At 71.2% G+C, this 25,309-nt stretch carries 24 protein-coding genes and 2 tRNA genes; 9 read left to right on the top strand and 17 right to left on the bottom strand.

The features are described from left to right. Window positions 1–4: 4 nt before the first annotated feature. From Sco07f_RS28185 to Sco07f_RS28140, 10 genes are all read right to left on the bottom strand, one after another. Window positions 5–1,390 (bottom strand): bifunctional albaflavenone monooxygenase/terpene synthase, encoded by a 1,386-nt coding sequence (locus Sco07f_RS28185; protein WP_108989551.1) that lies wholly within the window; start codon window positions 1,388–1,390, stop codon window positions 5–7. Further along, complete coding sequence (gene cyc1, locus Sco07f_RS28180; RefSeq protein ID WP_108989613.1) at window positions 1,387–2,472, bottom strand: epi-isozizaene synthase; 1,086 nt, start codon at window positions 2,470–2,472, stop codon at window positions 1,387–1,389. The genes Sco07f_RS28185 and cyc1 overlap by 4 nt, the downstream gene beginning before the upstream one ends. Window positions 2,473–2,731: 259 nt before the next feature. After that, window positions 2,732–3,382, bottom strand: a complete 651-nt coding sequence (gene def / locus Sco07f_RS28175) for a peptide deformylase (protein ID WP_007444571.1) — start codon at window positions 3,380–3,382, stop codon at window positions 2,732–2,734. 80 nt (window positions 3,383–3,462) lie between these two features. Then, entirely contained in the window at window positions 3,463–4,443 is a 981-nt protein-coding gene (locus tag Sco07f_RS28170) for a tetratricopeptide repeat protein (protein ID WP_007444570.1), read from the bottom strand. 113 nt (window positions 4,444–4,556) lie between these two features. Continuing rightward, window positions 4,557–5,909, bottom strand: a complete 1,353-nt coding sequence (locus Sco07f_RS28165; RefSeq protein ID WP_244942158.1) for an HD-GYP domain-containing protein — start codon at window positions 5,907–5,909, stop codon at window positions 4,557–4,559. Between the two features lie 130 nt (window positions 5,910–6,039). Next, entirely contained in the window at window positions 6,040–7,356 is a 1,317-nt protein-coding gene (locus tag Sco07f_RS28160) for an HD-GYP domain-containing protein (RefSeq protein ID WP_108989550.1), read from the bottom strand. Window positions 7,357–7,481: 125 nt separating this feature from the next. After that, complete coding sequence (rsrA, locus tag Sco07f_RS28155) at window positions 7,482–7,793, bottom strand: mycothiol system anti-sigma-R factor (RefSeq protein WP_007444529.1); 312 nt, start codon at window positions 7,791–7,793, stop codon at window positions 7,482–7,484. Beyond that, entirely contained in the window at window positions 7,790–8,473 is a 684-nt protein-coding gene (gene sigR / locus Sco07f_RS28150) for an RNA polymerase sigma factor SigR (RefSeq protein ID WP_003973756.1), read from the bottom strand. The genes rsrA and sigR overlap by 4 nt, the downstream gene beginning before the upstream one ends. Before the next feature lie 278 nt (window positions 8,474–8,751). Then, window positions 8,752–9,387 (bottom strand): alpha/beta hydrolase family protein, encoded by a 636-nt coding sequence (locus Sco07f_RS28145; RefSeq protein WP_087789582.1) that lies wholly within the window; start codon window positions 9,385–9,387, stop codon window positions 8,752–8,754. 22 nt (window positions 9,388–9,409) lie between these two features. Then, window positions 9,410–10,225, bottom strand: coding sequence for an SOS response-associated peptidase (locus tag Sco07f_RS28140; protein WP_087789583.1), 816 nt, complete (start codon window positions 10,223–10,225; stop codon window positions 9,410–9,412). Between the two features lie 50 nt (window positions 10,226–10,275). Between Sco07f_RS28140 and Sco07f_RS28135 the strand changes: the two genes are divergently transcribed. The 4 genes from Sco07f_RS28135 (at window position 10,276) to Sco07f_RS28120 (ending at window position 13,974) form a co-directional block, all read left to right on the top strand. After that, window positions 10,276–10,998 carry a M50 family metallopeptidase gene (locus Sco07f_RS28135; protein WP_007444524.1) on the top strand — a complete coding sequence of 241 codons (723 nt, stop codon included), beginning with the start codon at window positions 10,276–10,278 and terminating at the stop codon, window positions 10,996–10,998. A 132-nt stretch (window positions 10,999–11,130) separates the two neighbouring features. Continuing rightward, entirely contained in the window at window positions 11,131–12,447 is a 1,317-nt protein-coding gene (gene aroA, locus Sco07f_RS28130; protein WP_007444523.1) for a 3-phosphoshikimate 1-carboxyvinyltransferase, read from the top strand. Between the two features lie 12 nt (window positions 12,448–12,459). Further along, the gene (rsgA, locus tag Sco07f_RS28125; protein WP_007444522.1) at window positions 12,460–13,473 is read left to right on the top strand and encodes a ribosome small subunit-dependent GTPase A; all 1,014 of its coding nucleotides are present in this window, start codon (window positions 12,460–12,462) and stop codon (window positions 13,471–13,473) included. A gap of 177 nt (window positions 13,474–13,650) precedes the next feature. Further along, window positions 13,651–13,974 carry a DMT family transporter gene (locus Sco07f_RS28120; protein WP_007444521.1) on the top strand — a complete coding sequence of 108 codons (324 nt, stop codon included), beginning with the start codon at window positions 13,651–13,653 and terminating at the stop codon, window positions 13,972–13,974. Window positions 13,975–13,985: 11 nt separating this feature from the next. Here Sco07f_RS28120 and Sco07f_RS28115 read toward each other — a convergent pair whose 3' ends face one another. Continuing rightward, window positions 13,986–14,597, bottom strand: coding sequence for a TetR/AcrR family transcriptional regulator (locus Sco07f_RS28115; RefSeq protein ID WP_108989549.1), 612 nt, complete (start codon window positions 14,595–14,597; stop codon window positions 13,986–13,988). Between the two features lie 391 nt (window positions 14,598–14,988). Between Sco07f_RS28115 and hisN the strand changes: the two genes are divergently transcribed. The 4 genes from hisN to Sco07f_RS28095 all read left to right on the top strand — a co-directional run bounded on the left by hisN (window position 14,989) and on the right by Sco07f_RS28095 (window position 17,020). Then, window positions 14,989–15,789 carry a histidinol-phosphatase gene (gene hisN / locus Sco07f_RS28110; protein ID WP_087789586.1) on the top strand — a complete coding sequence of 267 codons (801 nt, stop codon included), beginning with the start codon at window positions 14,989–14,991 and terminating at the stop codon, window positions 15,787–15,789. 131 nt (window positions 15,790–15,920) lie between these two features. Further along, entirely contained in the window at window positions 15,921–16,328 is a 408-nt protein-coding gene (locus Sco07f_RS28105) for a CBS domain-containing protein (RefSeq protein ID WP_007444538.1), read from the top strand. A 148-nt stretch (window positions 16,329–16,476) separates the two neighbouring features. After that, on the top strand, window positions 16,477–16,893 hold the full coding sequence (locus Sco07f_RS28100; RefSeq protein WP_042825116.1) for a Fur family transcriptional regulator: 417 nt from the start codon (window positions 16,477–16,479) through the stop codon (window positions 16,891–16,893). A gap of 53 nt (window positions 16,894–16,946) precedes the next feature. Continuing rightward, window positions 16,947–17,020 (top strand) — tRNA-Met (locus Sco07f_RS28095). Window positions 17,021–17,247: 227 nt separating this feature from the next. On the opposite strand, the gene Sco07f_RS28090 is transcribed toward Sco07f_RS28095, so the two are convergent. The 3 genes from Sco07f_RS28090 to Sco07f_RS28080 all read right to left on the bottom strand — a co-directional run bounded on the left by Sco07f_RS28090 (window position 17,248) and on the right by Sco07f_RS28080 (window position 22,493). After that, window positions 17,248–19,083 (bottom strand): tetratricopeptide repeat protein, encoded by a 1,836-nt coding sequence (locus tag Sco07f_RS28090; RefSeq protein ID WP_174855425.1) that lies wholly within the window; start codon window positions 19,081–19,083, stop codon window positions 17,248–17,250. 231 nt (window positions 19,084–19,314) lie between these two features. After that, window positions 19,315–19,388 (bottom strand) — tRNA-Met (locus tag Sco07f_RS28085). A gap of 87 nt (window positions 19,389–19,475) precedes the next feature. Next, the gene (locus tag Sco07f_RS28080) at window positions 19,476–22,493 is read right to left on the bottom strand and encodes a UPF0182 family membrane protein (RefSeq protein ID WP_054099078.1); all 3,018 of its coding nucleotides are present in this window, start codon (window positions 22,491–22,493) and stop codon (window positions 19,476–19,478) included. Between the two features lie 164 nt (window positions 22,494–22,657). Here Sco07f_RS28080 and Sco07f_RS28075 point away from each other — a divergent pair, with 164 nt between their 5' ends. Next, the gene (locus Sco07f_RS28075) at window positions 22,658–23,200 is read left to right on the top strand and encodes a PPA1309 family protein (RefSeq protein ID WP_167468248.1); all 543 of its coding nucleotides are present in this window, start codon (window positions 22,658–22,660) and stop codon (window positions 23,198–23,200) included. Between the two features lie 39 nt (window positions 23,201–23,239). Here Sco07f_RS28075 and Sco07f_RS28070 read toward each other — a convergent pair whose 3' ends face one another. The 3 genes from Sco07f_RS28070 to Sco07f_RS28065 all read right to left on the bottom strand — a co-directional run bounded on the left by Sco07f_RS28070 (window position 23,240) and on the right by Sco07f_RS28065 (window position 25,248). Then, entirely contained in the window at window positions 23,240–24,334 is a 1,095-nt protein-coding gene (locus tag Sco07f_RS28070; RefSeq protein ID WP_054099079.1) for a YlbL family protein, read from the bottom strand. Window positions 24,335–24,408: 74 nt separating this feature from the next. Continuing rightward, window positions 24,409–24,573, bottom strand: a complete 165-nt coding sequence (locus tag Sco07f_RS40235) for a hypothetical protein (RefSeq protein WP_007444545.1) — start codon at window positions 24,571–24,573, stop codon at window positions 24,409–24,411. 216 nt (window positions 24,574–24,789) lie between these two features. Next, entirely contained in the window at window positions 24,790–25,248 is a 459-nt protein-coding gene (locus Sco07f_RS28065; RefSeq protein ID WP_007444544.1) for a molybdenum cofactor biosynthesis protein MoaE, read from the bottom strand. Window positions 25,249–25,309 lie beyond the last annotated feature (61 nt).

Raw genomic sequence — 25,309 nt, 5'->3', positions numbered from 1 at the left:
CGTGTCACCGCGCCACCGGCCTGACCAGCAGGTCGTGCGGGCGCAGCGTGATGCCGACCCGGACCGCGTCGTTCGAACCCGCCACCTGTTCGAAGCGGTACTTCGTGGCGAGCGCGGCCGTGATCAGCGTGAGCTGTGCCATCGAGAAGTGGTCACTGGGGCACTTCCGCTTGCCCGCACTGAACGGCTTCATGGCGTATTTCGGCACATTCTTCGCGCGTTCCGGCAGCCACCGGTCCGGGTCGAACTCCAGGTTGTCGTCGTACGACTTCGGATCGCGTTGGATTGCGTACGGACTGTAGATGATGTCCGCACCGGCCGGAATGCGATAGCCACCGAGTTCGCTCTCGGCCACGGTGCGCCGCGTCAATACCCATACGGCGGGACGCAAACGCATGGCCTCCACGATGACATTGCCGGTGTGCGTGAGCTTCCGGACGTCCTCGAATGCCACGGGACGCCCGCCGGTGACCGTCTCGACTTCGTCGCGTATGCGGTCGGCATGTTCCGGATGGTCGGCAAGTGCCTGGAGCAACCACATGATCGTGGACGCGATGGTTTCACTGCCCGGGGTGAGTATCGCGACCACCTGGTCGTGGATCTCCTGTTCCCCGATCGGGTCGCCATTGTCGTCCTTCGCCTCCAGCAATGCCGTGAGCAAATCGTCCGGCTTTTGACCGGATGCCCGGCGTTCGGCGATGATCTCGTCGACGAGCAGGTGCAGATCGGCCAATGCGTCGTTGAATCGGCGGTTGGCCGGAAGCGGCAGCCGGTAGAGCGGTCCGAGCGGGACCACCATGCGCCGGTACATGCCCCGGAAGACGGTGGCGAGCGCGACGCACAGCCGCTCGGCCCGCTCGTCCATGTACTGCCCGCGCAGCAGGCAGCGGGCCGCGACGCGCACGGCGACCCGGAAGGACTCCGAGGTGGCGTCGATCGTCCGGCCGGCCTGCCAGCGTTCGGTGAGCGCGTGGGCCTCCTCCTCCATGATCGGCCCGTAGGCGGGGATGGCGTCGAGCCGGAACGCCGGCTGGATGGTGCGCCGCTGGCGCCGGTGGACCGGACCGTTGGCGGTGGCCACGCCCTCCTTGCCGAGCAGCCCCTCCAGCGACTCCCACAGCGGGCCCGCTATGTGGTAGTCGGGGTTCAGGGCGAGGGCGCCGGTCAGCTCGGGGTCCGTGACCGCGTAGACGGTCTTGGGGCCGAGCTTGATGCGCACGACGTCACCGTGGTCGCGCAGCTGGGACATGAAGGCCAGCGGGTCGCGGGCCAGCCGCCAGCCGTGGCCGAGCAGCGGCACGCCGCCGCCCGCGACGGGCGGTTCGCGCAGCTCCGGTGCTCCCGGTGCGCCTGGTGCACGGGTTTCGGGGTTGACGGACTCGACGGTCATTTCTCACCTGCCGCTTCGTTGTTGACGTACGGGGGCGTGGACCGGTCGTCCCAGCTGTCGACCGTGTAACGGCCGGACTCGTGGTGGAACCAGTAGACGGAACTGAACCAGTTCCGCATATTGCCGACGTTGACCCGCACGGCGCCGCTCAGTTCCTTTCCGCGTACGGTTCCGTCGGCGAGTCCGTCGGCGAACCGTAAGGCGTCCTGCTCCACTGCGAGGAATTCGGTGATGCATTCCTCGACGCGTCGCCTGACTTCTCCGACGGCTTCTTCGAGCGTGAGTGAATGATGGGTGATGAGACTGATTCCGAGATTGTGCACCTCGTCTCCCGCTATTTCCTTCGGCAGCGAGCAGAGGTCGTTGTACCAGGCGGCGAATTCCTGACTCAGCAACGCCGCCCGGCGGTATGCCGGGTGTTTCCGTACGGCGTCGGGGAGTTCGCATCCCGAACTCGGCTCCAGCAGGTCGGTCCAGATCCAGTGCGCGAAGGTGAGCCGGCGCAGTTCGAGGTAGTCCTCGACGCCGGGCACGATTCCGCGCGTGCGGTTGTGGAATTCCCTGTCGTACGCCTCGATCACCGCGTGGAAGTGCCGGGCGAACCGGGCGTTCCAGGTGTCCGGCAGGAAGGCGTAGAGCCGGCGCACGCTGTCGGCGAACCCGGCCACCAGCGTGTCCTCGTGGTGCAGGTGGTCCCCGGGTGAGTCGAGTGCCGTGTGCAGCCGGCCGCGCAGCCGCCGCCAGGCGCCGGGACGGCCGTGGACGATGTCGCGGTCGTGCCGGTCGTCCCAGACGAAGAACCACGCGCTGTAGTCCGCTATCGCCTGCATGACCTCGTCGGGTGCGCCGAGGTAGTACCCCGCCATGAGGTCCGTGTAGCACAGGCCATCGGCATATTCATGGACCTTGTCCGCCGGCATGAGCCGCTTTTCGAGCAGCCAGGCGCGGGTGGTCTCCTGGAGCTTCGGCCAATACGGATGCAGTTGCCGGGGAAATGCCGCCTCGATCACCGGAAGACGGAGCGATGACGGTACTGCGATCGCGGTCGGTGTCGCTGTGGTGCCGTGTGAGAAAGCATGCACGAACAAACCCCTCTCAGCCGCCGGTGGCGCACCCCTCTCCCTGAGCGGGGCGTGCGCCGTTGCGTATCCCCGCACTTCCCATTCAGCACTACAACTGACCGTTCTGGGAACGGATTTGCTTCATTCACTACCCCCCGATGCCGGAATTCTCCTGTTGTGTGGCGGCTTTCCGTGGACGCGCACAGACGAACGGCGCCCGCTCGGGGGAGACCCGAACAGGCGCCGTGCGCAAGGGAGTTGTGGGGCGGGTGGGGCGGTGTCAGTCGTTCGCGACGACCGGGTAGCGCGGCTCGTTCTCGGCCATCTGCCGCAGCGCGTCCTTGCGTTCGCGCTTGGAGAGCCGGTCGATGTACAGGTACCCGTACAGGTGGTCCGTCTCGTGCTGCAAACACCGTGCGAAGTACCCGGTGCCGCGCACCTTGACGGGGTTGCCCTTCTCGTCCTGCCCGGTCACCTCGGCGTAGTCGGGGCGGGCGAGCGGCGCGTAGGCGGTCGGCACGGACAGGCAGCCCTCGTTGCTGTCGTCCAGGCTGCGGCGGTCGGCGGGCAGTTCGACCAGCTTGGGGTTGCAGACCACGCCGACGTGGCGGACGCCCTCGTCGTCGGGGCAGTCGTAGACGAAGACCTTCTTGGAGACGCCGATCTGGTTGGCGGCCAGGCCCACGCCCTCGGCGGTGCGCTGGCTGGCGAACATGTCGGCCACCAGCTGCTGGAACTCCTCGCCGAAGTCGGTGACGTCCTCGCACTCCTTGTGCAGCACCGGGTTGCCGACCACCGTGATCGGACGCGAGGTGCCGCGCCCGCGCCAGTCGGCCTCACGCTCCTCGCAGTCCTGGGTGTCGACGACGAACCCGTCGTCGTCCACGGGGAGCACGCCCGGGTGCTGCTGATCGGTGTCCTGCTGGGCCATGACCGACGTATGCCTTCCTCGTACAACCAAAGGGTGCTGCTGACGCTGCTGAAGTGTCCTGGCAAAGACTACGGGGCCGCTCAGCAGACCTCTTCCAGGTCCCGCCAGTCACGCGAGTCCGGGCTGTCCGCCACCCACCCGTCCAGCAACCCCTTCACCAGCCCCGCCGGCGCGGCCACCCCGCACTCCCGCTCCGGCACCCACAGCTGCCCGTCGGTGCGGTGCCCCAGCGGACCGGGGTGGCCGGGTTCGCTGTGGTCGTGCGGGTCGAGGTGCTCGCCCTCGCCCTCGTCGGACGGCATCCGGGACTCCGAGCACATCCGGCACAGCAGCCGGACGGACGACGACCAGTCCTCGGCCGCGAACCCGGCGTCGGCGGCCAGCTGCTCCAGGGCGTCCCGGTCGGCCTCGGTGGCGGCCTCCAGGAGGACCACCCAGGTGGGCACGGGCGAGGGCGCCCACAGCTCGATCTCGTCGAAGACGGGGTAGGAGTGCCCGGCGCTGGTCGTCCGCTCCCCGTGCGGCACGCCGTCGTGCAGGACGACCTCGCCCCACCGGCGCCCGGACGACGGCAGCGGGATGGACAGCACCTCGACACGGGCGGGGTCGAGCCGCCGGCCCCACACCACCTCGGCCTCGCCCTCCGGGGACAGCCGTACGGCCGCGCTGCCGAGGTCCATGCCGAGCGGCTCACTCGCGTCCGTGGCGTCCCCCGGGGTGCGCAGGCCGTAGGCCTGCCAGGCGCGGCGGGCCAGCGGCCAGTCCTGGAGGGCGGTCGCGGCGATGCCGACGTTCCACCAGTCGGGGGCTCCGCCGTCCCGGTCGAGCAGCGCGACGGCCCTGAGGCCGGCCGCCCTGGCCTGCTCCCAGTCGTGCCGGAACTTGTGCAGCAGCGCCAGGTTGAACCAGGACTCCGACAGCCAGGGCTCCAGGTCCGCCGCCCGTGTCAGCAGCGCCCCCGCGTCCTCGTAGCGACCGTCGCCGATCAGCGTGAACGCGCGGTCGGTGGCCTGCCGCCAGGAGGCGGAGGGCCGGTGCCGTGCCTTGCCGAAGATCCTCACGATTCCCGCCTGCCAGTTCCGTTCAGTGGGCTGGCTGTGCCTTTCGCGCCCCCGGACACCCTCTCCCGGGCATCAAACCACGTACGGCTGCGGAGGCGCTCATTACCCATGGGTTACCCAGCCGCGGGCTCGGTAAGGCTGCCCCGGGACAGGACCCGGGCCAGCGCTTCCACCACCTCGGGAGCGTAGTCGCCGGCGGTGGCCAGGCGCAGCTCCTCCAGCGCCGTCAGGACGCCGCCGGGGCCGGCGTCCCGCACCTTCTCCTCGTAGGCGTTCACGACCCGCACGATCCGCGCGGCGACCGGCTGCTCCCGGCAGGGGTCGGCCTGCCGCTCCACCACCACCGCGACCGCCGCGTCGACGCCGGTCTGGCGGACGACCGCCCCGCCGAGCAGCGCGATCCGCCGCTGCTCGGCGACGGGCAGGCCGGCGGTGGCGCCCGCCGGGACCGGGTCGACCAGGCTGAGCTGGCCGATGTCGTGCATGAGGGCCGCGTACTCCAGCACGGTCAGCTCGGCCCCCGACAGTCCCAGGTCCCGGCCGACGGCCACCCCGAGCCCGGCGACGCGGCGGGCGTGCCCGGCCGGGGTGTACCCGGCGATCTCGGTGGCGCGGGCCAGGGAGGCGATGGTCTGCCGGTAGGTGGCCCGGACGGCCGCGTACCGCCGGTAGGAGAGCTGGGCGAGCAGCAGGGGCACGGAGAAGACGGGGAGCGCCCACAGTCCCGCGACGCTCACCGCCAGCGCCATCACCGCGCCGGTCGCGCACACCGCCGACGTGATCCCGACCATGCCGCGCAGCTCTTCGCGCAGCAGGGGTCCGAAGGGCCAGCCGGTGCGCGCGTGCGCGGGTGCCACGGCGAGCACCGCGTCGCACAGCGTGGTCAGGGCGAGCAGCCCGAGCAGCAGCAGCGCGTAGGCGGGGCCGCTCCAGTCGTCGAAGACGCCCTGGTTGGACAGCGGCCGGAAGCAGACGGCGGCGAAGCCGACGGTGAGCACGCGCCGCGCCAGGGGGTGGAGGACGGGTCCGCCGCCGCGGGCGACGTGGGGCACGCTGCCCAGCAGTGAGGCGGCAAGCACGACGGTGACGGTCTGCGCGACGCCGTGGTGCGCGGGCTGCCCGGCCACGTCTCCGAGCAGCGCGTACGCCAGCGCGCCGGCCGCCCCGAGCGGAGCCGCCTCCCGGGCCTCGGCACCGGCCCGCCGGGTCAGCTCGCCGAGGGTGACCAGGCCGCCGAAGGCGAGCGCCACCGGCCGCTGCACGGGCTCCGCGACCAGTACGGAGGCGAGGCACCCGAGCGCGAGGAGTCCGGCACCGCCGGGTACGAGAAGCAGCGCCGCCGGGGCCGAGGACGGAGACCGGCCCGTCGCCGCCCTCCCCGGGGACGTGTCCGGGCGCCCCCGCCCGTACCGGGGCGGGGAAGGGGGCGGGGAAGGGGGCGGAACCCGCGACGGGAAGGGCCTCATGGTCTGCTCCCGCCCACGTGGCCGGCGCGCCCCGCGTCCCCGCTCCCCGCGCCGCGCCCCACCACCCGGAGCCGCCGCCCCGTGTGCCCCGTACCCGTACGGACACCCCGCACCGAAGGCTCCGGATTCCTCACGTGACCCCCTTGCCGACCCGGTCCCGCGCGCCCCCGCCCGGCACCGGGTCGGCGCGGGCCGGTGTGCCGTCCGCCGTCACCGCCGGGCGCCAGCCGTGGCGGCCCAGGGCGTGGTCCAGCGCCCGCACCATCCGCGGATCGAACTGCGCACCGGCACACCGCCTGAGCTCCTCCAGCGCCGCCGCGACGGGACGGGCCCTGCTGTAGGAGCGCGTGGACGTCATCGCGTCGAAGGCGTCGGCCACCGCGACCACCCGGGCCGACTCGGGGATCCGGTCGCCGACCAGTCCGTAGGGGTAGCCGCTGCCGTCCAGCCGTTCGTGGTGGTGGAGCACGGCGGCGCGGGCCTCTCCGAGGAAGCGGATGCCGCGCACCATCTCGTGCCCGTACTCGGGGTGCAGTTCGATCACCCGCCGCTCCTCGGGCGTCAGCGGACCGTCCTTGCGCAGCAGCCGGGTGGGCACACCGAGCTTGCCGACGTCGTGCAGGATCCCGGCGAAGCGGAGGGTCTCGACGCGTTCGTCGTCCATGCCCAGCTCGCGGGCGATCATCATGGAGGCCTGCCCGACGCGTTCACTGTGGCCGCGGGTGTAGCCGTCCTTGATGTCGACGGCCTGCACCAGCGCCCGGATGGTCGCCTGGTGCGCGGCCCGCTCACGGTGGTACTGGGCGAAGGCCCACCACGCCACGCACATCGGCAGCAGCACGAGCAGCGCGGCCACCGGACCGTAGGGGCTGCGCCACAGGACCGCCATCATCAGTCCGGCGAGCCCGTGCACGGCGATCGGCGCGAGGGACCGGGAGAACAGCCCCCGCCACGCCCGGCTCGGCGGTACGCGGTCGGCGAGGGTGAGGATGCCGCCGTCCAGGACGGTGAGCACGAGGCAGAACGCGAGTACGGCGGCCCCGGCCGGCAGAAGGGCGTACGGGAAGGCGGGTTCGACGACCGCGTCCCGGCCGCCCAGCCGCCAGTGGACGCAGGCGGCGGCCCACACGGCGAGGGTCAGCTGTGCGGCCCGCCAGACGCGCCGCAGGCCGAACGGCCGCCGGGGCACCGGGGACAGCAGCGCCCCGGGCAGCGCCACGAGCGCGGCGGCGGGCGGCGGCAGCAGGAAGGCACCGGCGAGCAGGACGGGGTAGCAGGTCCCGACGAACCGGGACCGCGCGACCAGCTCGGAGCCCGCGTACAGCCCGGCCAGCAGCAGCACCGCCCACCAGGGCGCGTGCACCGACGGCAGCGGCCGCAGGCAGAGCAGGGCGACGAGGGCGACGCAAACGACGTACGCACGCGCGCGTGCCGGCACCGCGTCCATGAGCCCCCTCCCCGGCCACCCTGTAAGGCTCGGAGCCTAGGACGGCGACGGGGAGGCCGCGGGCAGATAACCCGCGGATTAGCACGTACGAGTGACTCGGAACGGCTTGAGCGGCTCGGCGCGGCTCAGGACTCCTGGGGTGCCGACGGTGCGGCCGTCACGTCGTGCTCGGGCACGGACTGCCCGGACCGGATGAGGTCCAGCCGTCCCATGACCTTGGCGCGCAGGTCACCCGGCACGTCGTCCTGCCCGCAGCAGCGCTTGACCAGCTTCTTCACGGCCTGCTCCAGCCCGTACTTCTCCAGGCAGGGCGAGCACTCCTCGAAGTGGTGCTCGAACTTCACGCAGTCCGAGTCCGGCATCTCCTTGTCGAGGAACTCGTAGAGATGATCGAGGATTTCGCTGCAATCCGTCTCGTGCGGCTCTCCGCAGCTCATGACCCCGAGCCTTTCGCTTCGTTCGACTCTCCGGCGCCGGCCGGGACCAGGCCGCGGTCGCGGGCGTAGTCCTCCAGCATGCCGCGCAGCTGACGGCGTCCACGGTGCAGCCGGGACATCACCGTACCGATGGGTGTCCCCATGATGTCCGCGATCTCCTTGTAGGCAAAGCCCTCGACGTCCGCCAGATACACGGCGATACGGAATTCCTCGGGGATCGCCTGGAGCGCCTGCTTCACGTCCGAGTCGGGCAGGTGGTCGAGCGCCTGCGACTCCGCGGAGCGCAGACCCGTCGACATGTGCGACTCGGCACGGGCGAGCTGCCAGTCCTCGATCTCCTCGGCCGCGCTGCGCTGGGGTTCGCGCTGCTTCTTGCGGTACGAGTTGATGAAGGTGTTCGTGAGGATGCGGTACAGCCACGCCTTGAGGTTGGTGCCCTCGCGGAACTGGTGGAAGGACGCGTACGCCTTGGCGTAGGTCTCCTGCACCAGGTCCTCGGCGTCGGCCGGATTACGCGTCATGCGCAGCGCGGCCGAGTACATCTGGTCGAGGAACTCCAGCGCGTCCCGCTCGAAGCGCGCGCTGCGCTCCGCGGTCGACTCCGCGCCCGTACCCCGGCCCTCGGGCTGCTCCGCCTGGCCGTGTTCGGTCCCTGCGTCGGTCCCAGTGACCGGACCCACCTCCTCCGATGTCGTCGTGAAACCGAGACCGGTCTCACTCGAATCGGAGGATAGACGACCTGCGGTCGGGGACGCTTGCCGATCCGGTCCGCCCGCCGCCCGAATAGGGGCGGTCTTGGCAGCGTGCAGCACGGTCCAGTCCAGGTCGGCGCGGCTGCTGCGACTCGGGCAGAAGGCTGAACCCATGCGGCGGACTTCCTCTCCTACGGCGTCGGTGCTGATTCTCAGCAACGTATGCACCGCACAACAGTGGCCGCCCGCCGGTCATTCCCGGGCGTTCAGCCGAGTGCGCCGATCCACTTCAGGACGCCGTCGGTGATCGTCTCCAGCGCCTGCTCCTGGGTGGTCTCCGCCCGCTTGGGCACGGCGAAGCCGTGGTCGCCGTACGGCACCTCGATCAGGTCGTAGGTGCCCTCGGGGGCCGCCGGGAACTCCGCCGGTTTGCCGAAGGGGTCGTTGCCGCCCTGGACGACGAGGGTGGGCACCCCGGCCCCGAGCAGCTCGGCGGCGCGGGACTTCTCCGGCTTGCCCGGCGGGTGCAGGGGGAAGCTGAGCGCGAGGACGGCGTGGGCGCCCAGTTCACCGGCGGTGCGGCAGGCGACGCGGGCGCCGGCGCTGCGGCCTCCCGAGATCACCGGCGGGCCGGGCGCGGTGAGCGCGGGCCAGACGCCCCGCCAGCCGGTGTCCAGGGTCTTCGGCGCGGGCGCCAGCTTCTTGCCGGCCACCCGCCAGGGCTGCTCCACGAGGGCGACGCTCACCCCGTGGGCGGGCAGTGCGGCCGCCAGGGCCTTCAGGTCGCGCGCCTCGATGCCGCCGCCGGCGCCGTGGCTCACGGCGAGGACGAGGCGGGGGTCCCTCGCCCGGTGCCAGGTGATGCGGGCGGCGCCGGCATCCGTCTCGACCGCCTCTGTCACAACCTCTGTCGTATCCGTCACGTCAGAAGAGTGTGCCCTCTTCCGGCGCCTCCAGCTCCTTGAGCAGCTCCGGCCCGTTGTTGCGGACGTTGCTCACGGCCGTGGAGACGGGGAAGGCCCGCATCAGCCCGGTGGGCGGGGGTGCCAGCAGGGAGGTCAGCCCGTCGGGGTCGGTGCGCGCCGGGTCGAGCCAGTCGTCCCAGCGGTCCGGCGTGAGCATCAGCGGCATCCGGGGGTGGATGTCGGCCAGGGCGTGCGGGCCGTCGGCCGGGGCGACCGCGAGCGGCGCGGTCTCGGCCTCGGTGGTGATCACCGAGCAGGTCACCCACCAGGCCTGCGGGTGGTCGTCCGGCAGCGTCCGGTCCCGCCAGAACTCGTACAGCCCGGCCATGGCGAACACGGAGCCGTCGGCGGGCGTCACGAAGTACGGCTGCTTGCGGGGCCGCTTCTTGCGCCCCTCGACCTCCAGGTCCCGCTCCTGCGTGCCGGTGACCCACTCGTAGTAGCCGTCGGCGGGCAGGATGCAGCGCCGGGTGCTGAAGGCGCGGCGGTAGGAGGGCTTCTCGTGGACGGTCTCCGCACGGGCGTTGATCATCCGGGCGCCGCCCTCGGGCGTCTTGGACCAGGAGGGAACGAGGCCCCACTTCAGCTTCCGCAGCTGGCGAACCGGCTTCGGGTCCTCGACGTCTTTCAGGGGACGGTCCAGGACGGCGTAGACCTCCTTGGTGGGGGCCACGTTGTAGTCGGGTTCCAAGCTCTCCTTGGGCTCCCACTTCTCGATCTCGAAGATTCCCGCGAGATCCTCGGGTCGACGACTCGCCGCATACCGTCCGCACATACGTGCCACACTGCCAGACCCCGCGTTTCTACGAGGAGCCCTCCCCGAACATGGACCACCTCGCAACGGCCTCGCCCACCTCTCTGTGGGACGAGGTCTCCGGCATCCAGCCCGACCCCGACCTGTGGGTGGTGGTCGCGACCCTGGTGGCCGCGCTCGCCGTCGTCGCGACGCGCGGATCGTGGCGGATAGCGCGCAACGCGATCACCATCGCCCACGAGGGCGGCCACGGCCTGGTGGCCCTGCTCACCGGCCGCACCCTGACCGGGATCACCCTGCACTCGGACACCAGCGGTCTGACGGTGAGCCGGGGCAAGCCGCACGGCGTCGGGATGATCCTGACGGCGGTCGCCGGCTACACCGCTCCCCCGCTGCTCGGCCTCGGCGGCGCCGCACTGCTGGCGGCGGGACGCATCACGCTGCTGCTGTGGCTGGCGACGGCGCTGCTGGTGGCCCTGCTGGTGATGGTCCGCAATGCGTACGGGGTGCTGACGGTCGTGGTCACCGGCGGCACGTTCGTCCTGGTGTCATGGCTGGCCGGGCCGCAGGTGCAGGCGGCGTTCGCGTACGCGGTGGTCTGGTTCCTCCTCCTCGGCGGGGTCCGCCCGGCGTTCGAGTTGCAGGCCAAGCGGTCGCGGGGCGGCGCCGGGGACTCGGACGCGGACCAGCTGGCGCGGCTGACCCACGCGCCGGCGGGGGTGTGGTTCTTCCTCTTCCACGCGGTGTCGCTGTGCTCGCTGATCGGCGGGGGGCGCTGGCTGCTGGAGCTGTGAGGCCCGGCGTGCGCCCACCCGCGTCCCATGGCTGCGCATATATGCACGGCAAGTGCACTGTTGCGGTTTCGGTCAGGTTTCGCCGCTTTTGATCAAGATCTCCGATCGCCCTCAGCCATTAAAGTGGGGCCCATGACCGTGAACCCCGCGCACACCGCCCTCTGGTCCGCCCCGCACGCGAGCGGAGCCGTCGACGCGACCGTCCACGTGCCCGGATCCAAGTCGGTCACCAACCGCGCCCTGGTCCTGGCCGCCCTCGCCTCCGAGCCCGGCTGGCTGCGCCGCCCGCTGCGCTCCCGCGACACCGTGCTGATGGCCGAGGCGCTGCGCGCGATGGGCGTCGAGATCGAGGAGGGCGTGGGCCCGGACGGCACGGGCGAGTTCTGGCGGGTCATCCCGGCGGGTCTGCGCGGCCCGGCCACGGTCGACGTCGGCAACGCCGGCACGGTCATGCGCTTCCTGCCGCCGGTCGCCACGCTCGCCGACGGCCCCGTCCGCTTCGACGGCGACCCCCGGTCCTACGAGCGTCCCCTGCACGGCGTGATCGACGCGCTGCGCGTGCTGGGCGCCCGTGTCGACGACGACGGGCGCGGCGCCCTGCCGCTGACCGTGCAGGGCGGCGGTGCCCTGGAGGGCGGGCCGGTCGAGATCGACGCGTCGTCCTCGTCGCAGTTCGTCAGCGCCCTGCTGCTGTCCGGACCGCGCTTCAACCAGGGCGTCGAGGTGCGGCACACCGGCTCCGCGCTGCCGTCCATGCCGCACATCCGCATGACCGTCGACATGCTGCGCGCGGTCGGCGCCCAGGTCGACACCCCCGAGTCCGGCGGCGAGCCGAACGTGTGGCGGGTGACGCCGGGCGCGCTGCTCGGCCGGGACCTGACCGTCGAGCCCGACCTGTCCAACGCCCAGCCGTTCCTGGCGGCGGCCCTGGTGACCGGCGGCAAGGTCGTGATCCCCGACTGGCCGTCCCGCACCACCCAGCCCGGCGACCGGCTGCGCGAGATCTTCACCGACATGGGCGGTTCCTGCGAACTGACGGACTTCGGGCTCGTGTTCACCGGGTCGGGCACGATCCACGGCATCGACGTCGACCTGAGCGAGGTCGGCGAGCTGACCCCGGGCATCGCGGCCGTCGCCGCCCTCGCGGACTCCCCGTCGACCCTGCGCGGCGTTGCCCACCTGCGGCTGCACGAGACGGACCGGCTGGCCGCGCTCACCAAGGAGATCAACGAACTCGGCGGTGACGTCACCGAGACCGCCGACGGTCTGCACATCCGCCCGCGCCGGCTGCACGGCGGCGTCTTCCACACCTACGAGGACCACCGCATGGCCACCGCCGGCGCCGTCCTCGGCCTCGCGGTCGAGGGGGTGCAGATCGAGAACGTCGCGACCACCGCCAAGACGCTGCCCGACTTCCCCGACCTGTGGACCGGGATGCTCGGGGCGTAGGGACGGTTCGCCATGCGTCGCTACGGCAAGCACACCGACGAGGACGACATCCGCACCCGCCCGAACCGCAAGGGCAACCGGCCGCGCACCCACATCCGGCCCAAGCACGAGGACGCCGCCGGGGGCCTGGTCCTCACGGTCGACCGCGGCCGGCTGACCTGCCTGGTCGAGGACCGGGTCGTCATGGCGATGAAGGCCCGTGAACTGGGCCGCAAGGCCGCCGTGGTCGGCGACCGGGTGGCCCTGGTCGGCGACCTGTCCGGCAAGAAGGACACGCTCGCGCGCATCGTCCGCATCGAGGAGCGGGCCTCCGTCCTGCGACGCACGGCCGACGACGACGACCCCTACGAGCGGGTCGTCGTCGCCAACGCCGACCAGCTCGCCGTCGTCACCGCCCTCGCCGACCCCGAGCCGCGCCCCCGCCTCATCGACCGCTGCCTGGTCGCGGCGTTCGACGGCGGCCTCACTCCCCTGCTGGTGATGACCAAGTCGGACCTGGCACCCCCGGACGAACTCCTCGAGCTGTACGGCGCGTTGGACATCCCGTACGTCGTCACCAGCCGCGAGGAGCTGGAGAACGGCGCCGCCGCCGACCTGGTGCGCGAGCATCTGGACGGGAAGATCACGGCGTTCGTCGGCCACTCCGGCGTCGGCAAGACGACCCTGGTCAACACCCTGGTGCCCGAGGACCGCCGCCGGGTGACGGGGCACGTCAACGCGGTGACGGGCCGCGGCCGGCACACCACGACCTCGGCGCTCGCCCTGCCGCTGTCCTCGGCGGAGGGCGGCTGGGTCGTCGACACCCCGGGCGTGCGGTCGTTCGGGCTGGCGCACATCGACCCGTCGCGGGTGATCAACGCCTTCCCCGACCTGGTGCCCGGCACGGAGGGCTGCCCGCGCGCGTGCAGTCACGACGAGCCCGACTGCGCGCTGGACGCCTGGGTCGCGGAGGGGCACGCCGACCCCGCCCGGCTGTACTCGCTGCGCCGGCTGCTGTCGACACGCGAACGCAAGGAAGGCGACTGACCACCGCGTTGTTTGCCGTGCCGTGCAACCGGTAAGTGCATAATCGCACCAAGCCGGAACCAAGTCCGAGCAAAGCCCGACGAAGTCGTCGCAGGACGAGGTGAACGCCCAACGCGAGCCACTGACCGGCACCGGTCGACACGGCGGTCACGGTACGGGACTACGGGAGGACGAGACATGGCGTGGCTGCTGGTCATAGTGGCCGGGGTGCTCGAAACCGGCTTCGCCGTCTGTCTGAAGCTGTCGCACGGTTTCACACGGCTCTGGCCCACCGTCGCCTTCTGCGCCTTCGCGCTGGGCAGTTTCGGCCTGCTGACCATGTCGCTGAAGAAGCTCGACGTCGGACCCGCCTACGCGGTGTGGACCGGCATCGGCGCGGCGGGCACGGCCATCTACGGCATGATCTTCCTGGGCGACCTGGTCTCGACCCTGAAGATCGTCTCGATCAGCCTCGTCATCATCGGCGTGATCGGACTGCAGCTGTCGGGCTCGGCCCACTGAGCCGGGCGCCGCTACGCGCTCGACGGGCGCGGCAGTGCGGTGCGCAGGAGGTCGGCCACTCCGCCCTCGGCGGGCGGCGCCGCGACACAGGACAGGGCGAGCCGTACGGCCAGTTCGCAGGAGCGGACCAACTCGGCGGCGTCCGGTGGCGGAGGCGTTCCGGAGCCGTGGAGGACGGCCACGGCACGGTCGCGGACGAGGCGCACGAAGTCACCGGGCGAGGGCAGCGGACCGTCGGCCCGCCGCTGGGCCGGCACGGCGGAGGAGGAGGGCACCGCCGTCAGGGCCGGTGAGGGCAGCCGCTCGCTCCAGCACCCGGTGAGCATGGCCCGGACCAGCGCGTTGTCGTGAGCCGCCGTCAGCATCCACTCGGCGGTGGCGGCGAGGCGCTCGCAGGGGTCGCCGGCCCCGGACAGCGCGCGCTCGACGCCGGCGAGATAACCGTCGGCCTCACGTCTCACGAGCGCCCGGGCCAGCCCTTCCTTGCTGCCGAACTCGTTGTAGAGGGTCTGCCGGGACACCCCGGCGGCGGCCGCCACGTCCACCATCCGCACGGCGTACCACGGCCGGCGGGCCAGCGCCGTGTACGCGGCGTCGAGCAGGGACTCCCGGGCTGCAGGCACCCTCGCCTCCCTCGGGCCGAGCGACTTGCTGCCAGACGTGCCGAGCGACTTCCTGCCAGATTTGACGGGTATGGGGGCACTGTCAAGGGTCCTCGCACCCACCACGCGGGTCCTCTCACCCACCGCTTAACGCCCTCTCACCCACCCCTCCGCGCCCTCTCACCCACCGCTCACCCGGACCCGCGCACCCACCACGCCGGGCCCTCTCACCACCGCTCGCTCGGGCCCGCACCCGCCACGCCGGGCCGTGGCAGCACCGCGCCCGGCCGTCGCAGCACCGCGCCCGGCCGTCGCAGCACCGCGCCGGGCCCCGGCTCCGCCTCCCCGCGCGCCGCCACGCCCGCCGAACCCGTGGTGGCCCCGGCCCGGCCGCGGCAGATAGCGTGACGGCATGCCCGATTACCTCGACGACCTCCGCCTCGCCCACGTGCTCGCCGACGCCGCCGACGCCGCGACGATGGACCGCTTCAAGGCCCTCGACCTGAAGGTCGAGACGAAGCCGGACATGACCCCGGTGAGCGAGGCGGACAAGGCCGCCGAGGAACTCATCCGCGGCCACCTCGCCCGCGCCCGCCCCCGCGACTCGGTGCACGGGGAGGAGTTCGGCGTCGCGGGCACCGGGCCCCGGCGCTGGGTCATCGACCCGATCGACGGCACCAAGAACTACGTGCGCGGCGTCCCGGTCTGGGCCACCCTGATCTCCCTCATGGAGGCGGGAGAAGGCGGCTACCAGCCGGTGGTCGGCCTCGTCTCGGCACCCGCACTCGGCCGCCGCTGGTGGGCTGTGCAGGACCACGGCGCGTTCACCGGCCGCAGCCTGACCTCGGCCTCCCGGCTCCGGGTCTCCCAGGTCTCGTCGCTCCCCGACGCCTCCTTCGCGTACTCCTCGCTGAGCGGCTGGGAGGAGCAGGGCCGCCTCGACGGCTTCCTCGACCTGACCCGCGAAGTGTGGCGCACGCGCGCGTACGGCGACTTCTGGCCGTACATGATGGTCGCCGAGGGCTCGGTGGACATCTGCGCCGAACCCGAGCTCTCCCTCTGGGACATGGCCGCGAACGCGATCATCGTCACCGAGGCCGGCGGCACCTTCACCGGCCTCGACGGCCGCCCCGGCCCGCACAGCGGCAACGCGGCGGCGTCGAACGGCCGGCTCCACGACGAACTGCTCGGGTATCTCAACCAGCGCTACTGAGCGCCCGCCGACTCACCCTCCGCGCCCCCTTGTTGACCGGTGCTTTGCCTGCCACTCTGAGAGTTCCTCTACTTGTGAACTTGTGAATCCATGAACAACTCATGGATCACCGGCAGGAGGTGGCTCCACCCATGCTCGTCCGCGAAGTCATGAGCACGGTCGTCCTCACCATCGGCCCCGCCCACACCCTCCGCCAGGCCGCCGCCCTGATGTCCGCCCGCCGCGTCGGCGCGGCCGTGGTGTACGACCCGGACGCCGGCGGCATCGGCATCCTCACCGAACGCGACGTCCTGGTCTCCGTCGGCCGGGGCCAGGACCCGGACACCGAGCGCGCCCACGGCCACACCACCACCGACGTCGTCTTCGCCGCCCCGACCTGGACCGTGGAGGAGGCGGCGGGCGCGATGGCGCACGGCGGCTTCCGCCACCTCATCGTCCTGGACGGCGGCGAACCCGTCGGCATCGTCTCGGTGCGCGACATCATCCGTCGCTGGGCGCCGGCACGGGCCCCGCACCACGCACCGGTGGTGACCGCCTGACGGAAGTCACCGGTCGCGCGCTCGACGATGCCGGGCGCGCGATGGCGCCTCCACCCGTGATCCCTAGAGTAGACAATGTCTAAATCAAGCTGCGCTCCAAAATCACACCCGTTCGGAACCTGGTCCCCTTGCTGTTAAGCTGGTCGGTATGAGTGACCTTCTGGAACGGCTGCGTGGTCGCGGTTGGCGCATGACCGCGCAGCGGCGCGTGGTGGCCGAGGTCCTCGACGGCGAACACGTCCACCTGACGGCCGACGAGGTGCACTCCCGGGCCGTGGACAAGCTCCCGGAGATCTCCCGGGCGACGGTCTACAACACCCTGGGCGAGCTGGTCTCGCTCGGCGAGGTGCTGGAGGTCGCGACGGACAAGCGCGCCAAGCGCTACGACCCGAACGCGCACCGGCCGCATCACCACCTGGTCTGCGCCCAGTGCGGCGCGATCCGCGACGTCCACCCGACCGGCAACCCGCTGGCCGACCTCCCCGACTCGGAGCGCTTCGGCTTCGCGGTGTCGGAGGTCGAGGTGACCTACCGCGGCACCTGCCCGAACTGCGCGGCGGCGTGAGAAGCACGGATTTGCTTCTCGTCTTCGCGTTGACGTAGTGTTCCATTCACCGACGCGGGGTGGAGCAGCTCGGTAGCTCGCTGGGCTCATAACCCAGAGGTCGCAGGTTCAAATCCTGTCCCCGCTACTGAAGACCTAGGGCCGGAATCCAAATGGATTCCGGCCCTAGGCGTAGCTGCGGGCAGTCGTGCCGCTGGGGCGGCACGGGTGGGCGCTGGGGGTACCTCCCCGGCCATGCAGACACTGGGGGAGGCACCCGGCCGGTGCCGGGCCGCGCACACCACCCCCGGGCACCCCACCCCCGGGCCCTCCAGCGCCGGCACCTGCAAAACGCGCCGCAAGCTCAGCGCAGCGTCACGCCGACAGCTCCTGCCGCAACGCGTCCCGCAACCGCGCCGCCCGCTCCCCCACCTCCACCGGCCCCAGCGACACCGCCAGGTCGGCCCACCGCTGGCCCTCCGCCAGCTCTCCCCGCCGCGCGAACACCAGAGCCAGCCGCAGCGCCGCCCGTCCGTGCCCGGCATCGGCCGCCCGGCGCCACCACACCACGGCCTCCGGCTCACTCCCCTCGCGGGCCAGCAACAGCCCCAAGTTGAACGCGCCGTTGCGCGACCCGGCCTCGGCCGCCTCCCGGTACCACCGAGCCGCCTCCACCACGTCGCCCCGCGCCGCGGCGAGCATCCCGACCCGCACCTGGGCCCGACGGTGCCCCTGGGAGGCCGCCCGCTCGTACCACTCCTCGCACTCGGACTTCTCCTGCGCCGGCTCCCCCAGCTCGTGCGCGGGCGCGGGCGGCCGACGCGCGTCGAGCACCGACGCCAGCCGGTACGCCGCCTCCGCACTGCCGCCCCCCGCCGCACAGCGCAGGAACCGCTCCGCCTCACGCTCGTCACCGCCGCGCAGCCGCGCCATGCCGACCTGAAGAGCCGCCTCGGTGTGCCCGGCCGCGGCGGCCCGCTCGTACCAGCGCAGCGCCGCCCGCTCCTCGCTCCGCCCCGCGTGCAGGATCCCGAGGTTGAAGGCGGCGTCGACGCTGCCCGCCTCGGCGGCCTTGGAGAACCAGGGCTCCGCGCCGGTCTCGTCACCGGCCCGCAGCAGCAGGATGGCCAGCGCGTTGGATGCCTCACGGTGCCCGGCGTACGCGGCCCGCCGGTACCACTGCTCGGCCTGCGCGGTGCGCCCCTGCTCGGCGCAGAGCAGCCCCAGGTTGTACGCCCCGTTGTCGTCGCCGGCGTCCATCGCGGCGCGGTACCAGCGCTCCGCGGTCTGGGTCTCGCCGCGCTCGGCGTGCAGCGCGCCGAGGGCGTTGGCGGCGTTGCCGTCGCCGTCCTGGGCGGCGCGCAGCCACCACACGGCGGCGCTCTCGGTGTCTCCGGCGTCCCGCAGCAGGAAGCCGAGCGCGCAGGCGGCGCGGGCCTCGCCGTCCTTGGCGGACGTGAGGTACCAGCGGCCGGCCTCCTTGAGCTCGCCGCGCTTCTCCAGGATCGTCCCGAGGTGCAGCGCGCCCCGCCGGTGACCGCGTGCGGCGGCCTGCCGGTACCACTGCTCGGCCTCGTCGGCCGCGAGCGCCGCCGCCTTGTCGTCGCCGCCGTCGCACCCCCCGGCGCGCCGGTCCAGCGTCCGCGCCAGCCGGTACGCCGCCTCCCGGTGCCCGCGCTCGGCGGCGGCCCGCATCCACCGCTCGGACCCGGTGTCGTCGCCGCGGTGCTCCAGCAGGTCGGCGAGCGCGTAGGCGGCCAGTACGTGGCCCTGCTCGGCGGACTGGCACAGCCAGTACTCGGCGGCGGGCTCGTCCCCGCGCTCGCGGAAGTGCCGGCCCAGCGCGTGCGCGGCGGCGGCGGATCCGGCGACGGCGGCGATGCGCCACCATCCGGCGGCCTCGTCGGCGTATCCCCGCTGGTGCAGCAGGACGCCCAGATTGTTCGCGGCGGCGCGGTCACCGGCCGCTGTGGCGGCGCGCAGGTGGGACTCGGCTCCGTCGAAGTCGCCGCGGCGCAGCAGCAGCGCGCCGAGCACGCTCATCGCCTCGACGTCACCGCCGTCGACGGCGAGCCGCAGACGCACTTCCTCTGCGGCTTCGTCGGCGGCTTCCTGAGCCTCGTCCGCAGCCTCCTGACCGGACAACTGGCCGGACGGCTGCGCAAAACGCCCTGTCCCGAACAGATTTGCCATGTCCCCCATAACGTTCATCGTCGCACCATCCGCAACCTCGGCACATCCGGTATACCGCAGTCGGTGAGGTCACTTCAGCGTTTTGTCGACATGCCCACAGGGAGACAAGTCAAACACAGATCGGCCCAACTCTCCTTGGCGGCGCGGCCGTCGAGCCCGCCGGTACATGCGTTCGCACATCACGAAGGCCCGGACTCCTTGTGGGAATCCGGGCCTTCGTGGTCGTTCGCAACCAGCTCACGACGTCAGTAGCGGGGACAGGATTTGAACCTGCGACCTCTGGGTTATGAGCCCAGCGAGCTACCGAGCTGCTCCACCCCGCGCCGTTGTGTTCACAACCCTAGCACGGCGCGGGATGGGCTTTGACCAGCTCGAACGCCTGACGCGAGCGCCCGGCGCGGGGCCGGCGGTCAGCCGGTGTCCGACCCTCCGCCTGCGTCGCCGGTCGGGGTCGCGTCCGGACTGGCCTTGTCGCCCCCGGCCTCGTCCCCGCTGCTCTTGTCTCCGGCGTCCTTGTCGCCGTTCTTGTCACCGTTCTTGTCACCGGCGCTCTGGTCCGCCTTGGCCTGTGCGTCCTCGGCCCGCTGGAGCGCCTCCTCCAGGTCCTTCTGCGCCTTGGCGTACGCGGCCAGGTCCTTCTGCTCCAGGGCCTTCTGCCCGGCGTCGAAGGCCTTCTGCGCATCGCTCAGCGCTTCCCGGACCGTCGGGTTGGTGGACGACGGCGGCGGCTGGGTGGTGTCGTCGCCCTCGTCCGCCGGTGGTGGCTCTTCGTTCTCGGCGGCCTGGGCCCCGAAGACCTTGTTGAGGGCCGCGTCGAGCGTGTTCTCGAAGGCGGTGTTGCCCCCGTAGCTCACCAGGACCTTGCGCAACAGCGGGTACTTGAGGTCGCCACCGCGCACATAGACGGGTTCGACGTACAACAGCCCGCCGTCCAGCGGCACCGTCAGCAGGTTGCCGTACTCCACCTCCGAGTCGCCGCCTCTCAGCAGCCTGATGGACTCGGCGATGTCCTGTTCGGAGTTGAACTGACTCTGCACCTGTTTGGGGCCGTCGACGGTCGTGCTCGTCGGCAGTTTCAGGATTCTGATCTTGCCGTAGTCACTGGTGCCCGCCTCGGCGTCGACCGCCATGAACGCGCTGAGGTTGTCACGACCGTTGGGTGTGAAGGTCGTCGTCAGCGAGAAGGCCTGCGCCTTCTGGTCGGGCATCTTCATGCTCAGGTAGTACGGCGGTACGGCGTCGCCCGACTTGTTGGTCGGGTCGTCCGGCACCTGCCACACCTCGCTGCCGCTGAGGAACGTGTTGGCGTCCTTCACGTGGTAGCGGGTGAGCAGCTCGCGCTGGACCTTGAACAGGTCCTGCGGATAGCGCAGATGCGCCATCAGCTCCTTGGAGATCTCGCTCTTGTCCTTCACCGTGTCCGGGAACGCCTTCATCCAGGTCTTCAGGATCGGGTCCTGGGTGTCCCACTGGTACAGCTTCACGTCACCGCTGTACGCGTCGACGGTCGCCTTCACGGAGTTGCGGATGTAGTTGACCTGGTTCTGCTGGGCCACCACCGCGCGCGAGTTGTTGTTGGCGGTCAGCGAGTCGGCCGTGGTGTCGCCGAGCGTGGTGCGCGAGGCGTACGGATAGCCGTTCGTCGTCGTGTAGGCGTCGACGATCCACTGGATACGGCCGTCCACCACCGCCGGGTAGGCGTCGCCGTCGATGGTCAGCCAGGGGGCGACCGCCTCGACGCGCTCCTTGGGAGTGCGGTTGTACAGGATCCGCGACCCGTCGCCGATGGCACCGGAGTAGAGGATCTGCGGCTCGCTGAACGCCGCCGCGTACGCCGCCCGGTTGACCGGGTTGGACAGGTCGACGCCGCCGTCGCCCTTGTAGCTGAACGTCTTCTCCCCGGTGTCGTCGGAGTAGTCGATCTCCTTCTGGGGACCGCCGACGATCGAGTAGGTGGTGGTCTTCTCGCCGTAGTAGATCCGCTGCTCGTACTTTCCGAGGTCGCCCTCGGACGGCAGGTTGGACTCGGTGAAGACCGGGCGTCCCTCGGAGTCGACCTGGGTGCCCTTCGCCGCGACCACGCCGTAGCCGTGGGTGTAGCGGAAGTGGCTGTTGATCCAGTTCTTCTTCGGGATGCCCGCCAGGTTCAGCTCGCGCAGACCGATGACCGTGTCCTGGTCCTTGCCGTCCTTGGCGTACCGGTCGACGTCCAGGTTGGTCGGGAACGCGTAGTAGTTACGCATCTGCTGGAGCTGCTGGAACGTCGGCGAGATGACGTTCGGGTCCATGATGCGGATGGACGCCGCGGCGTCCACGTCGTCACGGAGCTTCGTCTTGTCCTTGGTCTCGCTCTTGCCCGGGTACTCGCTGACCTGGGTGCCCTCGATGCCGTACGCGTCGCGCGTGGCCGCGAGGTTCTTCTCGACGTACGGCGCCTCCTTGGCCTGCTCGTTCGGCTGGACCTGGAACTTCTGGACCAGCGCCGGGTACAGGCCGCCGATGAGGATGGCGGAGAGCACCATCAGGCCGAAGCCGATCACGGGCAGCTGCCAGGTGCGCCGCCACAGGGTGGCGAAGAACAGCAGGGCGCAGATGACCGCGATGCAGAACAGGATCGTCTTGGCCGGCAGGTAGGCGTTGGCGTCGACGTACCTGAGGCCCGTCCAGTTGTCGGTCGCCTTGAAGTCGCTGGACTTCACCGCGAGACCGTACCGGTCGAGCCAGTAGGCGACCGCCTTCAGGGCGACGAAGACGCCGATGAGCACGGACAGGTGCCCGGTGGCCGCGGCCGTGGCGCGCGCGCCCGGGCTGGTGACGCGGAGCCCGCCGTACAGGTAGTGGGTGAGCGCGGCGGCGATCACCGAGATGATCACGGCTGCGAAGCCGAAGCCGAGCAGGAACCGGTACCAGGGCAGGTCGAAGGCGTAGAAGGAGACGTCCAGCTTGAACTGGGGGTCCTTCTGCCCGAAGGGCACGCCGTTGACCCACATCAGCCAGGTCCGCCACTGCCCGGAGGCCGAGGCGCCGGCGATCAGGCCGACCAGGGCGGTGATGCCGAGCAGCAGCCACTTCTTGTACGGGGCGATGCCCATCCGGTACCGGTCGAGGTTCTGCTGCTCCATCGACATGGCGCTCAGCGGCGGACGCAGGCGGTGGGCCAACCAGATGTTGAACCCCACGGCGAGCGCCATCAGCAGGCCGAAGACGAAGAAGAGACCGATCTTGGTCCACAGGGTCGTCGTGAACACCGACGAGTAGTGGACCGACCGGTACCAGAGCCAGTCCGTCCAGAATCCCGCGAACATGGTGAACGCCATGAGGAGCACGGCTAGGACACCAAGTGTCAGCAGCAGGGTTCGGACACGCCGGGACGGGCGGCCCACTCTGATCCGCGGCCCCGACGGGGGGCCTCCGCCGCGGTCCGGCATCTGGAAAGCCAAGGTGCGCACCTCGAAGTTCGCTGTTGATCCGTCAGGCCCTCGGGTTCGCGGGCCCCCCGTGCGCCCCCGTGATCGTGGGCCCACACTTATGCAACTTACTCATCGTTTACTCGGTTCCCGATTCGGGCCATGAACGAGGCAGGATTGTGACCATGTCCAACACCCCCATGGCAGCGAGCCCCCTCACCCGGGCCGTGCTCGAGATCGACGAGTACGTCTCCGGCCTCGGCTGGGACCAGCCCGCACGCCTCTTCGCACTTGTCGACACCGCACGACTGAGGGCCGACCAGCCCTCCCTCGCGGACCGGCTCGGTCTGCAGGACGAGCCGGAGAGCTCCGGCCTCACCCCGATCGAGCAGGACGAAGTTCCAACGGACCAGGCGCTCGACGAGTTCCTGGGCACCATCGCCTGGCCCGACGCCGTGGTCGGCTGCGCGCTCGCCGTGGAACGCCTCATGCTGCCGCCCTCCGCCGAGGCCCAGGTGCCGCAGGGCCTGAGCGAGAAGAAGCTCGCCCAGTGGGTCGCGCAGCACCCGGACCGTCAGGAGGTCCGCATGACGGTCGCGGTCCTGCGGGACGGCACCCGCGACTCGGCCCTGCGGCTGCGGGAGAAGGACGCGGCCACGGATGTCCTCACGGGGTCCGACCTGGTGCCGGGGCTGGCCGAGGCGCTGACGGCCACCTTCGCCGAGTAGGCCCCCGGGACGCCGGGCCGCCGGACGCCGGTGCGGGGGCTATCCCTCCGTGCACTTCGGCAGGTCGGCGGTCTTCCCGGAACGGATGTCCTTCAGCGCGCCGAGGGCGTCGTCGATGGTGTCGACCTTCACGAGGGTGAGCCCGTCGGGGGTGTCCTCGGCCGCAGCCGCGCAGTTGTCCGCGGGGGTCAGGAAGTACCGGGCGCCCTTGTCGTGCGCGCCGATGGTCTTCATCCCGATGCCGCCGATCGGGCCGACCTTGCCGTTGTCGTCGATCGTCCCGGTGCCGGCGACGAACTTGCCGCCGGTGAGGTCGCCCGGGGTGAGCTTGTCGTAGATGCCGAGGGCGAACATGAGGCCGGCGCTGGGACCGCCGACGTCGGCCAGCTTGATGTCGATCTCGAACGGGAACGTGTGATCGGTCCCGGCCGAGATCCCGACGACGGCGCGCTTCTCACCGCCGTCGTCGGACGTCTCGGTGGTGATCGTGACCTTCTCCGTCTTCGTGGCCGTCCGGCCCTCCTTCTCCGCGGCGGCCTGCTCCTTGGCGGGCACGATCGTGAAGACGGTGTCCTGACCGGGCTCGTGCTCGGTCACCAGCTCGGCGACGTCCGCGGGCTTCTTGACGGCCGTACCGTCCACGGCCCTGATCACGTCACCGGCGTGCAGCTTGCCCTGTGCCGGGGAGTCCTTGACCACCGCGGAGACGACCACCCAGGCCTTCACCGGGATGTCGAGCGCCTTCAGGGCGGCGACCTTCGCGGTCTCCTGGGAGTGGCTGAACTCCTCCGCGTTCTCCTGCGTGGCCTCTTCCTCGGTCTTGCCGTCCGGGTAGAGGGTCTCGTGCGGCACCACGCTGTTGTCGTGGGCGAGCCAGCCGTAGACGGCCTCCACCAGGTTCATCTTGTACTCGGCACTGGTGACCCGGACGGTCGTCATGTTCAGGTGGCCGCTCGCCTCATAGGTCTTGTGACCCGAGATCTGAAGCACCGGCTCGCCGTCGTGGTCCCCGAGGGTGTTCACCGTCGGCCCGGGAGACATCTCCGAGTAGGGCACGGGGATGAAAACACCCGCGCACAGGAGCGCGATCAGCATCAGGGTGGAGGCGAGCATCGTCGCGGTGCGGCGTGGCATGGCACGACAGTACGGGACGCGGCTGTCGGAACACCGTCAGGGCGGCGGTCGCCAGAACGGCCGTCGGGCAACCGTCAAGCACCCGTGCGGGGCTTCTCCATCGCCTCACGGAACCGGGCGTACCCGTCCAGCTCGGGACCGTCGCTCCGTGCCTTGCGGGTCCGGTTGGCCCAACTGCCCCACAGGCCCGCGCCGACAGCGGCCACCAGTGGAATCAGCAACCAGGCGAGTGCCGCCATGCCGACCTCCCAACCCCTTGAGCGTCCGCGACTGACTGATCAGCAGATTAACCATTCGCAGTGACAACGCTCACGCCGGGGGGCGGGTTACGCAACCGGAGCCGCGCAGGTGAAGCCCCGTACTCAACAGGCTCCCGCCCGCCACCGCCCCTCACCGAGGGCGCTACGCGCCCACCCGCCCTCCCGTCGCCCGACCACCACCCCTCACCGAGGGCGCTATGCGCCCACCCATTCTTCGGTGCCGTCGGAGAACGTCTGGTGCTTCCAGATGGGCACCTCGTGCTTGAGGTCGTCGATCAGCTTGCGGCAGGCCTCGAATGCCTCGCCCCGGTGCGGGCAGGACACCGCGACGACCACCGCGAGGTCCCCGACCTCCAGGTCACCCACACGGTGCAACGCCGCGAGCGCCCGTACGGGGTACTCCGCGACGACCTTCTCGGCGATCCGCCGCATCTCGGCCTCGGCGCTCGGGTGGCACGAGTACCCGAGCCGGTCGACGTCGGTGCCTCCGTCGTGGTTGCGCACGGTCCCCACGAACAGCGCGGTGCCGCCGGACGCGTCGTCGCCGACCGCGCGGAAGACCTCGTCCACGGACAGGGGCGTCTCACGGATGCCGATCAGCTTCACGGGGTCCGCTGCGGCCCGCTCACCGGGGTGGTCGTTCGTGGTTGCCATACGCCCATCGTGCCCCACGCCGCCGGCGACGCGGAATAGCGTGATCGCCCCGCACGCGCGC

The organism is Streptomyces coelicoflavus (assembly GCF_003112555.1).
Classification (GTDB): domain Bacteria; phylum Actinomycetota; class Actinomycetes; order Streptomycetales; family Streptomycetaceae; genus Streptomyces; species Streptomyces coelicoflavus.
This window is presented reverse-complemented; position numbering and strand designations above follow the sequence as displayed.

What these genes read in the sequence shown, in the direction of transcription:
- Sco07f_RS28185 (WP_108989551.1), bottom strand. Translation starts at nt 1,390, where the DNA reads ATGACCGTCGAGTCCGTCAACCCCGAAACCCGTGCACCAGGCGCACCG.
- def (WP_007444571.1), bottom strand. Translation starts at nt 3,382, where the DNA reads ATGGCCCAGCAGGACACCGATCAGCAGCACCCGGGCGTGCTCCCCGTG.
- Sco07f_RS28165 (WP_244942158.1), bottom strand. Translation starts at nt 5,909, where the DNA reads ATGAGGCCCTTCCCGTCGCGGGTTCCGCCCCCTTCCCCGCCCCCTTCC.
- Sco07f_RS28160 (WP_108989550.1), bottom strand. Translation starts at nt 7,356, where the DNA reads ATGGACGCGGTGCCGGCACGCGCGCGTGCGTACGTCGTTTGCGTCGCC.
- rsrA (WP_007444529.1), bottom strand. Translation starts at nt 7,793, where the DNA reads ATGAGCTGCGGAGAGCCGCACGAGACGGATTGCAGCGAAATCCTCGAT.
- Sco07f_RS28140 (WP_087789583.1), bottom strand. Translation starts at nt 10,225, where the DNA reads ATGTGCGGACGGTATGCGGCGAGTCGTCGACCCGAGGATCTCGCGGGA.
- Sco07f_RS28135 (WP_007444524.1), top strand. Translation starts at nt 10,276, where the DNA reads ATGGACCACCTCGCAACGGCCTCGCCCACCTCTCTGTGGGACGAGGTC.
- aroA (WP_007444523.1), top strand. Translation starts at nt 11,131, where the DNA reads ATGACCGTGAACCCCGCGCACACCGCCCTCTGGTCCGCCCCGCACGCG.
- rsgA (WP_007444522.1), top strand. Translation starts at nt 12,460, where the DNA reads ATGCGTCGCTACGGCAAGCACACCGACGAGGACGACATCCGCACCCGC.
- Sco07f_RS28120 (WP_007444521.1), top strand. Translation starts at nt 13,651, where the DNA reads ATGGCGTGGCTGCTGGTCATAGTGGCCGGGGTGCTCGAAACCGGCTTC.
- hisN (WP_087789586.1), top strand. Translation starts at nt 14,989, where the DNA reads ATGCCCGATTACCTCGACGACCTCCGCCTCGCCCACGTGCTCGCCGAC.
- Sco07f_RS28105 (WP_007444538.1), top strand. Translation starts at nt 15,921, where the DNA reads ATGCTCGTCCGCGAAGTCATGAGCACGGTCGTCCTCACCATCGGCCCC.
- Sco07f_RS28100 (WP_042825116.1), top strand. Translation starts at nt 16,477, where the DNA reads ATGAGTGACCTTCTGGAACGGCTGCGTGGTCGCGGTTGGCGCATGACC.
- Sco07f_RS28090 (WP_174855425.1), bottom strand. Translation starts at nt 19,083, where the DNA reads ATGAACGTTATGGGGGACATGGCAAATCTGTTCGGGACAGGGCGTTTT.
- Sco07f_RS28080 (WP_054099078.1), bottom strand. Translation starts at nt 22,493, where the DNA reads ATGCCGGACCGCGGCGGAGGCCCCCCGTCGGGGCCGCGGATCAGAGTG.
- Sco07f_RS28075 (WP_167468248.1), top strand. Translation starts at nt 22,658, where the DNA reads ATGTCCAACACCCCCATGGCAGCGAGCCCCCTCACCCGGGCCGTGCTC.
- Sco07f_RS28070 (WP_054099079.1), bottom strand. Translation starts at nt 24,334, where the DNA reads ATGCCACGCCGCACCGCGACGATGCTCGCCTCCACCCTGATGCTGATC.
- Sco07f_RS40235 (WP_007444545.1), bottom strand. Translation starts at nt 24,573, where the DNA reads ATGGCGGCACTCGCCTGGTTGCTGATTCCACTGGTGGCCGCTGTCGGC.
- Sco07f_RS28065 (WP_007444544.1), bottom strand. Translation starts at nt 25,248, where the DNA reads ATGGCAACCACGAACGACCACCCCGGTGAGCGGGCCGCAGCGGACCCC.